Raw genomic sequence first — 3,940 nt, 5'->3', positions numbered from 1 at the left:
GATGCCCGCGTCGCGAAACGCCGCGTCGATGGCGAACCGCAGCTCGGAGCACACGCGCAGATCGTCGAGCGGATTCCGGAGCCACACGAGCAGCGCGAAGTCGAGGCTCGACGCGCCAAAGTCTCGAAAATGGACCTCCGGGGCCGGATCGTCGAGCACGTCCGGATGCGCCGCGGCGACCGCGAGCAGCGCGTCGCGCACGCGCGCGGTGTCGCTGCCGTATTCGACGCCGACCATCACCTCGCGCCGGACCTGAGGGGTGGGGATGGACAGGTTCACGACCTGGGCGGTGATCAGCTCGCTGTTCGGGATCAGGATCGTCGTCGCGTCGCGCGTCACGACCCGGGTGGCGCGCATGCCGATGTGCTCGATCGCTCCGTAGGCCTCGCCGGCCTTGACGAAGTCGCCGACCTTGACCGGCCGCTCCAGCAACACGATCAGGCCGGAGATGAAGTTCTGGGCAATGTTCTGCAGGCCGAAGCCGATGCCGACGAGCAGCACGCCCGCTCCGGCGAACAGCGCCGTCAGGTTGACCCCGATGGTGTCGAGCGCGACGAACACCGCGGTCGCGAAGATGCTGTAGCGCACGATGCGGTCGACCGCGGCGGCCACGCCGGGGGCGCGCCCGCGCTTGACGACGGACCGAAATACGCCGCGGCCGGCGATGCGCGCGAGTGCGAAGCCGATCAGGATGATCAGCGCGCACGCCAGCAGCGACGACACCGTGAGGGGCACGCCTGACAGCGTGAACAGCTCCGTGTCCAGCACGTCGTGGACGGCTCGGAAAAACTCGCGCACGCAACGAGCGTACACGCGTCCGTCGTCGGCGCGAGTTTTCGACCACCGGGCGCGCCGGCCCCGGGGCGCCCGGTCAGCTCGGCGCGGCGATGGCCGCCCAGCACATGTCCTCGGCGGCCGCGAGGTGATCGTCGGTGAGCTGGATGCGGCCCTCGGCCTCGGCGCGCACCGCCCCGACGAGCGCGCCGTACACGACGAACAGCAGCAGCAGCGGCGGACCGGCCCGGACGGCGCCCGCTCGCTGCGCGCGTTCGATCACGGCCACCGCCGCGGCCACGACGCGATCTTCCACTTGGCGGCTGTCGGCGTCGAGGTAGTCGGCGTGGTGGTGCAGCTCGAGAAACGCGAACGCGGTCGGGTGCTGGCGAGCGAACCGTGCGATCGCGGTCCACAGCGCGTGAAACTGCGCGCGCGGGGGCGCGTCCGCGGACAGCGCGCCGATCACGCGCCGCGCGATCTCCTGTTTCCACGTGCGGTACAACTCGTTGACCAGCGCCTCCTTGCTCGGAAAGTAGCGGTAGATCGTGCCGGCGCCGACGCCGGCCCGCTCGGCGACCGCCGGCACGGCCGTGCCGTGAAAGCCTCGCTCCGCGAACAGGGCGAGGGCGGCGTCGAGGATCGCGGCGCGCTTGTCGGTCGCGCGATCGCGCGGTGTGGGCGGGGAGGTCATCGCGGCACCGTTGTATCACCGCGCGCTCTCTCCGGTTCGGGCCGCGCGGGCCCGCGCGCGGTCGCGGCGCGGCCGATCGCTCGGCGGGCGCGGCGCGTGCGGCGCGTGCGGCGCCGCCGCGGCGCGGGGGCCGGGCGTCTGTCGGACGGCCCCCGCACGTCAGCGCGCGGCCGGCCCGGGGCGCAGCGCGGGGCGAGGTCCGCCGGCCAGCCCGAGATTGCGGCGCGTGAGCCCGACGGCGCGGCGCATCGCCCAGTCGTACAGCCACGTCGGCGTGATCGCGATGAGCGCGAGGGCCACTCGGTAGCGAAACGGCGCGACGTAGCGGGCGCGCGGCCGCCGCGCCCGCAGGGCGCGCTCGATCGTGCGCGCGATGACCTCCGGCCCGACGGCGGTGCGGTCGGTCTTCGCCCGAAGCTCGTCGGCGCGATCGGTGACCGGGGCGTACGGCGAATCCGCCGATCGGTACTTGGCGACCTCGTGCATCGACCGGTCGGCAAACCCGGTGGCGATCACGCCGGGCTCGACGAGCACGAACCGGACGCCGAACGGGTGCAGCTCCATGCGCAAGGCGTCAGTGAGCGATTCGAGCGCGTACTTGGTGGAGTTGTAGACGCCGAACAGCGGGAACGTGATGCGGCCACCGATGCTCGACACGTTGACCACGCGGCCCGCACCGCGCTCGCGCATCTTGGGCAAGAAGGCGCGCGTGACGCGGAGCGCGCCGAACAGGTTGACCTCGTATTGTGCGCGGATGTCGTCGTCCGTACACAGCTCGGCGGGGCCGGCGGTGCCGTAGCCGGCGTTGTTGACCAGCGCGTCGAGGCCGTAGCCGCCGGTCGCGGCGTCGACGGTGCGGACGGCCGCGGCCACCGATTCCGGGTCCGTCACGTCGAGCCGGAACGCGGTGAGGGGGCCGCCGTCCGCCTCTCGTTCGAGGGCGGCGAGCGCCTCCGCGTTGCGGCCGGTGGCGAACACGCGAAAGCCGGTGCGCGCCAGCCGCAAGGCGGTGGCGCGGCCGATGCCGGAGGTGGCGCCGGTGATGAGCACGGTCGGACGGTTCGGAGTCGAAGAGGTCGCGGTCATCTGGGATTCTCCATGGTTGCGGGGGATGGAACGAGGGGACTGCCCTGGAATGAACGTTCATTCCAAGGCGTGTTCGTGGAATGAATATTCATTCCGTGCCACCATGTCAAGCGAAAATACGCCCGCCGTCGCCGCCGCGCCGCCGCCGGCGGCGGAACACCGCAGGGGTCCGGGCCATTGCGCGCGGGATCGGCGGGCGGTCGCGCGCGCCACGACCGGGCGCGGAACGCCGCCTCAGCCGTAGCGGTCGTCGCGCCAGAGATCGGCGGTCGTGGCGCCGGGGCTCGGCGGTAGCGCACGGCACGGCCGCGCGCGGGACGCCGCTTCCGCGGTAGCGGTCGTCGCGCCAGGGATCGGCGGTCGCGCTCGCAATGACCGGGCGCGGACCGCCGCCTCAGCGGTAGCGGTCGTTGCGCCAGGGATGGGCGGTCATCGAATACCCGCGCTCCTCCCAGAAGCCGGGCCGATCCTCCACCATCAGCTCGATGCGCCGGATCCACTTGGCGCCCTTCCACGCGTACAGCTGGGGCGTCACCATGCGGACCGGGCCGCCGTGTTCGCGCGGCAGCGGCTCGCCGTCGACCTCGAACGCCAGCAACACGTCCGGCTTGATGGCCTCCACGAGCGGCACGTTGGTTGTATAGCCATCGTACGCATGGCACATGATGTAGTCGGCGTCGCCGGCGGGGTCCGCGAGCGCGATCACGTCGGCCACGCGCACGCCCCGCCACCGCAGGTCGAAGCGCGACCAGGTCGTGACGCAGTGAAAATCGCTCGTGTCGTCGACCGGCCCCAAGTCCATCAGGTCGTCCCACGTCAGCTCGAGCGGGCGGCGGCACGCGCCGTCGACGACCAGGCGCCACGCATCGCGCGACACATCCGGCTTGACCCCGAGGTCGAGCACGGGCCACTTGGTCGTCTCGTATTGTCCGATCGGCAACCGCGGCATGCCGTGGCGGTTCGGCGGCCCGGAACCCAGCGGCTCGCTGTCGCTGAGTCCGGGCGTCCGTTGCATGCGGTCGAGCAGCCGCTCCCGCAGCTTCAGCCTCGCCTCGACGATGCGCGCCCGTTTCGTGTCGTCTGCCATGCCATCTCCTCGCGGATGCGCCGCCGCGACGCGGCCCAGCTACATATCATGCACGCCGTCAGGTCGTGGCGCCGCGCCGGACAGTGCTCGCGGCCGAAAAAGATCATCTGCAGGTGGCGCGCGTGCCACAGCGGAGCCGGCCACAGCCGCTTCAGATCGCGCTCCGTCTCGGCCACGTCGCGCGCGCGCGACAATCCCCAGCGGCCCGCGAGCCGGTGAACGTGCGTGTCGACCGGAAACGCGGGCTCGCCGAACGCCTGCGCCATGACCACGCTCGCCGTCTTGTGGCCGACGCCGGG

At 72.1% G+C, this 3,940-nt stretch carries 5 protein-coding genes; all 5 read right to left on the bottom strand.

Annotated elements, in window-relative coordinates; all coding sequences use genetic code 11:
- Positions 1-798 (bottom strand): hypothetical protein (locus tag D6689_04875; protein ID RMH43548.1); only part of this gene is annotated, 798 nt, incomplete at its 3' end.
- Between the two features lie 73 nt (positions 799-871).
- Positions 872-1,468, bottom strand: coding sequence for a TetR/AcrR family transcriptional regulator (locus tag D6689_04870; protein RMH43547.1), 597 nt, complete (start codon positions 1,466-1,468; stop codon positions 872-874).
- Between the two features lie 159 nt (positions 1,469-1,627).
- Entirely contained in the window at positions 1,628-2,554 is a 927-nt protein-coding gene (locus D6689_04865; GenBank protein RMH43546.1) for an SDR family oxidoreductase, read from the bottom strand.
- Positions 2,555-2,948: 394 nt separating this feature from the next.
- Positions 2,949-3,641, bottom strand: coding sequence for a sulfite oxidase-like oxidoreductase (locus D6689_04860; protein ID RMH43545.1), 693 nt, complete (start codon positions 3,639-3,641; stop codon positions 2,949-2,951).
- A partial coding sequence (locus D6689_04855; GenBank protein RMH43544.1) for an endonuclease III occupies positions 3,596-3,940 on the bottom strand: 345 nt, incomplete at its 5' end. The genes D6689_04860 and D6689_04855, both read right to left, overlap by 46 nt.

It is taken from the genome of Deltaproteobacteria bacterium (genome assembly GCA_003696105.1).
In the GTDB taxonomy this organism is placed as follows: domain Bacteria; phylum Myxococcota_A; class Polyangia; order Haliangiales; family J016; genus J016.
Note: the sequence above shows the minus strand (reverse complement) of the source record. Positions and strands in the feature narration are given on the sequence as shown.